6 protein-coding genes are annotated in these 6,239 nt (G+C 28.0%); all 6 read left to right on the forward strand.

The features are described from left to right. Positions 1-82 precede the first annotated feature (82 nt). The 6 genes from EZH24_RS05910 to EZH24_RS05935 all read left to right on the forward strand — a co-directional run bounded on the left by EZH24_RS05910 (position 83) and on the right by EZH24_RS05935 (position 6,101). Positions 83-1,882, forward strand: a complete 1,800-nt coding sequence (locus EZH24_RS05910) for an AAA family ATPase (RefSeq protein ID WP_137998217.1) — start codon at positions 83-85, stop codon at positions 1,880-1,882. An 18-nt stretch (positions 1,883-1,900) separates the two neighbouring features. After that, positions 1,901-3,280 carry an McrC family protein gene (locus tag EZH24_RS05915; protein WP_137998218.1) on the forward strand — a complete coding sequence of 460 codons (1,380 nt, stop codon included), beginning with the start codon at positions 1,901-1,903 and terminating at the stop codon, positions 3,278-3,280. A gap of 64 nt (positions 3,281-3,344) precedes the next feature. Continuing rightward, positions 3,345-4,163, forward strand: coding sequence for an ADP-ribosylglycohydrolase family protein (locus EZH24_RS05920; RefSeq protein ID WP_137998219.1), 819 nt, complete (start codon positions 3,345-3,347; stop codon positions 4,161-4,163). Positions 4,164-4,348: 185 nt separating this feature from the next. Continuing rightward, positions 4,349-4,822, forward strand: coding sequence for a YbaK/EbsC family protein (locus EZH24_RS05925; protein ID WP_137998220.1), 474 nt, complete (start codon positions 4,349-4,351; stop codon positions 4,820-4,822). Positions 4,823-4,834: 12 nt separating this feature from the next. Continuing rightward, entirely contained in the window at positions 4,835-5,764 is a 930-nt protein-coding gene (locus EZH24_RS05930; protein WP_137998221.1) for a ketopantoate reductase family protein, read from the forward strand. A gap of 25 nt (positions 5,765-5,789) precedes the next feature. Next, positions 5,790-6,101, forward strand: a complete 312-nt coding sequence (locus EZH24_RS05935) for a TfoX/Sxy family protein (RefSeq protein WP_137998222.1) — start codon at positions 5,790-5,792, stop codon at positions 6,099-6,101. Positions 6,102-6,239 lie beyond the last annotated feature (138 nt).

A 6,239-nucleotide genomic window follows, 5' to 3' on the forward strand; every position in this document is an offset into this window, starting at 1 on the left:
GAAATATAAATTTTTTTAATACAACTTGAAATATAATCAAATTTATTTATAATAGTTATCAAAAATATTATTGGAGTTTATAATGAACTGTTGGGTAATAAGTCCAAATGTATTAAATGATAAATCAGAACCCGTAGAGGATTTTATTGAATTAATGAGTAAAAACCATGTAGCCTTAATTGGTTGGGGAGAAGATAATGAACTTGGCTATAAATTTAAAAATGTTATAAAAAGAAATGATTTAATTATTATAGCGCAAGGTGCTAATTTTCAAAAAAGGAATTTTTTTGCTGGGTTGGTAAATTCTGAAGCCTATAAGTATAAATATAAAGGTAATGAAAATAATTACACTTTGCAAGCAATAAATTTAAAAAATTTCATTGATATTAAGGATAAAAGTATATCTTGGAATAATAATTGTGCTTATGGCGAAGCTAATAGAATACCTGCATTATATGAATTAAAGTCAGACAATACAAATGATAAAAAAGTTATAGACGAAGTTTTATATTATATAAATAACGGAGGAAAAATGACAGAATATATTGAATTATTAAAATCAAACAAAAACCTAATACTAACGGGAGCGCCGGGAACTGGTAAAACCTACTTGGCTAAACAAATAGCTTCCAAAATGATATTAAATAAAGATTATGACGAAAGCGTTGAAAATGATATTAATTTTAAAGAACAATGCGCATTCGTGCAATTCCATCCTTCCTACGATTATACCGATTTTGTGGAAGGATTAAGACCTGAAAACAAAAATGGAAATATTGGTTTTATAAGGAAAGACGGAGTTTTTAAAGCCTTTTGTAAAAAAGCTCTTAAAAACTTAAAAGATAGCGAAAAAGATATTTCTACTTTAAATTATGAAGAAATTATAAAAAAATATTTAGAAGATTTTTATAATGATGTGAGCATGGAAATAACTAATAGTAGTGAAGGATATAAAATATATGGAATAGGCGGAGGAATTGCTGCTCCAATTATAGATATAGTCTACAAAGAAGATGAAAAAGAATTTAGATTTACTGTAAAAACTAAAAATGATAGAGAACACATAATTATAAAAAAACTAGATTTAATGGCAGATTATTATAAAAAATTTATTACTAAAAAACCTGAAGAATGGAAGTTTAAAGATTTTATTGACGAGTTAAAAATAACCCATTACCATACATATATTTATGGATTTCTAAAAGCGTTTTATGATAAATATAATGAAAAAATAGAACAAGAAAAAAATAATATAACTATTGAAGAAGTAAAAAAGAAAGATTTTGTATTCATAATAGACGAAATAAACAGAGGCGAGATTTCAAAGATTTTCGGCGAATTATTCTTTTCGGTTGATTCTGGCTATAGAGGAGAAAAAGGAAAAGTTTTAACTCAATATGCAAATTTAATCGAGGACGGAGACGAATTTAAAGACGGTTTTTATATTCCCGAAAATGTTTATATAATCGGAACTATGAACGATATTGACAGAAGCGTTGAAAGTATGGATTTCGCTATGCGTAGACGATTCGCTTGGAAAGAGATTAAAGCCGAAGATACGCAAGAAACTATATTAAACGATTTAGGAGATTTAAAATACGAAACTATAAGAAGAATGGATAATTTAAATAATGCCATTAAAGAAAAAGCGGAATTATCGGAAGCCTATTATATCGGAGCTGCATATTTCAAAAAGATTAAAGATAAAGATTATAATGGCGATTTTGATAAATTATGGAATATCCATTTAAAAATGCTTTTATTTGAATACACAAGAGGCATGGCAAACCAAGAAGAAATAATGAAAAATTTAAAAGACGCTTATAATTCAAATAGCGATAATGATACTGAAGGAGAAGAAGAAATTATTGACGAAGAATAAATTAAATTAGGTATAATAATGAAATGCATTCCATTAATAGATAATAGAAGTCATGCGATTAAAGATTTAAAATATTTTGAAACCGAAAAAACTATTTCAGAAGAAGATATAAATTCATTAAAAGAAATATCTCACAGAACTATAAAAGATATAATAGAAAACGATAATTTATTGATATTCCCAAGCGATTTAAATAAAAGCAAAGATATTGACGGTAACAAAACTATTTTTAATATTTATAATAATGAAGTAAGAACAAATAATTTAATGGGTTTTATCGGTTATAACGAAACTCAAATAAAAATTACTTCGAGGTTTGCTTCGGAAGATAAAGATTATTTTCTTCACTATATGCTTCAAAAAGTTTTATGTTTTAATATATTCGACCTGCAACATTCTACAAATAAAGACGATTCGTTTGATTTTTTAATTTATATGTTTATTCATTTTTTCCAAAAAGCGATTAGACAGGGAATTTATAAAAGCTATCAAAAAAGAGAATATAACGATGCGAATGTTAGAGGAGCGATTGATATTAATCGGCATATAAAAAATAATATTCCATTTAACGGCAAAGTCGCTTACAAAACGAGAGAATACAGCTACGATAATAATATAACTCAATTAATAAGACATACTATAGAATATATCAATACGAAAAGCAAAGGAATTTTGAATATTGCAAAAGAGGAAGTGAAAAATTCCATATCGCAAATGATTGAAGCAACTTCGAGCTACGATAAAAATAAAAGACAAAATATAATTGGTAAGAATTTGAAAAAATTGAACCATCCTTATTTTTACGAATACGAACCTTTAAGAAAAATATGCGTTCAAATATTAAGGCATGAGGAAATAAAATACGGACGAGAAGAAAATAAAATTTACGGAATTTTATTTGACGGCGCTTATCTTTGGGAAGAATATATTTATACAATTCTAAAAGATTTGAATTTTAAACATCCGAGAAATAAAGAGAAAACGGACGGAATTAATCTTCTAAATAATAAATGGAGCGTCTATCCCGATTTTTATAACTACGATAAAAAAATAGTTTTGGATACGAAATATAAAATGTTAAATAAAAATAACGAAGAAATTGACGGAAGCGACAAACATCAAATAATTTCTTATGTCTATACTTTGGGAGCTAAAAAAGGCGGTTTCGTTTATCCTTCCGAAAATAAAGAATTTAGTTTTGACAATATAGGAATTTTAAATAGAGAATATAATAAAAATATATTGGAAGATTATAGTCCTTCGATTTTTAAATACGCTTTCTTAATACCAAATAAAAAATCAAACGAAGAAAATTTTGAAAATATTAACGACTTTAAAAAGGAAATTGAAAAATCGGAAAACGATTTTGAGAAGAAGATTGAAAGCGAATTTCAATAATTTATCATTTTAAATATTTTTTAATATATGTTATAATAAAATAACTAAATAACACGGAGAAAATATGCTTGGAGCGATAATTGGAGATATAGTTGGTTCTATATACGAATTCAATAATATAAAAACCAAAGAGTTCGATTTATTTACGGACGAAATGTTTTTTACGGACGATACGGTTATGACTGTTGCGATTGCGGACGCCATTATGAACGGCGGACAACATGAAAATTTTATTCAGTCAATGAAAAAATGGGGAAATGATTATATTTCTAAAAGTTACGGCGGTTCTTTTAGAAATTGGCTTACATCCGAAAATTCCGAACCTTATAACAGTTGGGGAAACGGTTCGGCGATGCGAGTGTCTCCATGCGGTTGGGTTGCAAAATTAGATATTCCAATCGAAGAGGGAATTAAACAAACGGAAGAATTGGCGAAAATGTCGGCGGAAGTTACGCATAATCATCCCGAAGGAATAAAGGGAGCGCAGGTTACGGCTCTTTCCATATATTATATGAGACATGGAAAATCCAAAAATGACGTAAACGAATATAAATATATTCTCAAAAACGAAATAGAAAAAAGATATAGATATAACTTAAACTTTACTTTAGATAGAATTCGTTCTTCCTATACTTTTAACGAAAGTTGTCAGGGAACTGTCCCTCAGGCTATAGTTTCTTTTTTGGAAAGCAGAAATTTTGAAGACGCGATAAGAAACGCGATTTCAATCGGAGGAGACAGCGACACTCTTGCGGCGATTACGGGAAGCATAGCCGAAGCCGCTTATGGAATTCCCGAAACTATAAAAGAAAAAGCCATGAATTATTTGGACGATGAAATAAAAGAATTGTATAATAAGTGGACCGACTTTATTAAAAAATAAGAGAGGTTTTTATTATTTGTCATTTGAAAAGAGCTAAGCAATCCATTATTGATAAAGTTAAATTTTAAATTAAATTCTATTAATTTTTTATAAAGCCCGTTATATTGATTAAAAAGAATCGTATAATATAATGTTTAAAATCTATTTTGAAAAATAAAAAACAAATAAATAAAAAGAGGATGAAAATGTCAATTATAAAAGCTAAAGAATATTTGAAACAATTTAATTTGGATAGCGAGGTTATGGAATTTCCCGTTTCGTCCGCGACTGTGCAAGAAGCGGCAAAAGCGATAAACTGCGAAGAAAAAGAAATTGCAAAAAGTTTGTCGTTTCTTATCGAGGATAAACCTATATTGATAGTAGTCGCGGGAGATTGCAAAATCGACAACGGCAAATATAAAGCGGAATTTTCAACGAAAGCGAAAATGATTCCGTTTGAAAAAGTGGAAGAATTAATCGGGCATGGAGTGGGCGGAGTTTGTCCTTTCGGCGTAAACGAAAATGTGATTATTTATTTGGACGAATCTCTAAAAAAACTTAAAATTGTTTATCCCGCTTGCGGAAGTTCCAACAGTGCGATAAAACTAACCGTTGACGAACTTGAAAAAATAGTTAATTACAAAAAATGGGTTGATGTTTGTAAATGTATAGATTTATAAGGAAAAACTAAAATGAAAATTTTAATATACGGAGCTGGAGTTTTAGGATGCAATCTGGCTCATACATTATTTGAAAGCCGATTTAAAAGCAAAAATGAAATAACTTTGCTTGCAAGAGGTTATTGGTTTGACGAAATAAAAAATAACGGATTAACTATAAAACATAGATTAAAATTTAAGACTACAAACGACAAAATAAATGTGATAAATAAATTAGAGGAAAACGATTTTTACGATGTTATATTCGTTGTTATGCAATTTACTCAAATAGAAAGTATAATCGATATTTTAAATAAAAATATATCAAAGAATATTATATTAGTTGGTAATAATCTCGATACCGATAAATTTTTAGATTTATTGAAAAGTAAAAATGTATTATTCGGATTTTTCAAAGCCGCTGGAAATAAATCTCAAAATAAAATTAATTCGGTATGTTTAAATAAAATTACCATAGGGAGAACCGATAATAAAAATGCGGACAATGATTTTATAAACGAAATTTTTAAAAATACTAAAATAAAAGCGGACATTGAAAATAGAATGGACGACTGGTTAAAATGCCATATGGCTTTTGTTCTTCCAGTATTTTATGCCTGCTATTATTCGGGGTTAAATTTAAAAAATATTAAAAATGATAAAATATTTATATACAAAATAATAGACGCTATTAAAGAAGGTTATGATATATTGGGAAAATTGGGATACGATAAACTTCCAGAAGAAGATTATAAAGCAGTGTCTCAAAACAGAAGAAAATGTTATATATTTTTTAAAATATGCTGTTCCACTTTTTTAGGAAATTTAATGGCTACTGAACATTCAATATCGGGCAAAAACGAAATGATTGCTTTGGCGAATGAATTTAACAAATTAAAAGAAAAAGCTAATATGAATACGCCTAATTTAGACGAACTTGAAAAGTATGCTCCAAAAGAATAATATAATAATGAAAGAAAATTAAATTATGCCAACGACAAAAGAATACAGAGATTTAATTTTAGACAAATTGGATTTGCTCGAAAATATAAGTTATAAATCAATGATGGGAGAATATTTGCTTTATTATAATAAAATTTTATTCGGCGGAATTTACGATAACAGACTTCTTATAAAAATCGTAGAAACGAATAAAGATTATAATTTGAAAGAAGCCGTTCCTTATCAAAATGCAAAACCGATGTATTTTGTGGAAAATATTGAAGATAAAGAATTTTTAAAAGAGCTTGTTGTTAATACTTGCAAAAGCTTTCAAAATAAAACCAATAAAAAGAAATAATTATTTTTTAATTTATTGTTTATAAAATAAAAATAAAAAGAGATGCCGTTATCGACATCTCTTTACCTCCTTATTTGAGCGCTTATCAATCGTCAAATTTTTGTCCGATAAGTTGTCCTCCCGCGAAGTTACATAAAG

Source organism: Brachyspira catarrhinii, from assembly GCF_005518285.1.
GTDB lineage: Bacteria > Spirochaetota > Brachyspiria > Brachyspirales > Brachyspiraceae > Brachyspira > Brachyspira catarrhinii.

What these genes read in the sequence shown, in the direction of transcription:
- EZH24_RS05925 (WP_137998220.1), top strand. Translation starts at nt 4,349, where the DNA reads ATGTCAATTATAAAAGCTAAAGAATATTTGAAACAATTTAATTTGGAT.
- EZH24_RS05935 (WP_137998222.1), top strand. Translation starts at nt 5,790, where the DNA reads ATGCCAACGACAAAAGAATACAGAGATTTAATTTTAGACAAATTGGAT.
- EZH24_RS05915 (WP_137998218.1), top strand. Translation starts at nt 1,901, where the DNA reads ATGAAATGCATTCCATTAATAGATAATAGAAGTCATGCGATTAAAGAT.
- EZH24_RS05920 (WP_137998219.1), top strand. Translation starts at nt 3,345, where the DNA reads ATGCTTGGAGCGATAATTGGAGATATAGTTGGTTCTATATACGAATTC.
- EZH24_RS05930 (WP_137998221.1), top strand. Translation starts at nt 4,835, where the DNA reads ATGAAAATTTTAATATACGGAGCTGGAGTTTTAGGATGCAATCTGGCT.
- EZH24_RS05910 (WP_137998217.1), top strand. Translation starts at nt 83, where the DNA reads ATGAACTGTTGGGTAATAAGTCCAAATGTATTAAATGATAAATCAGAA.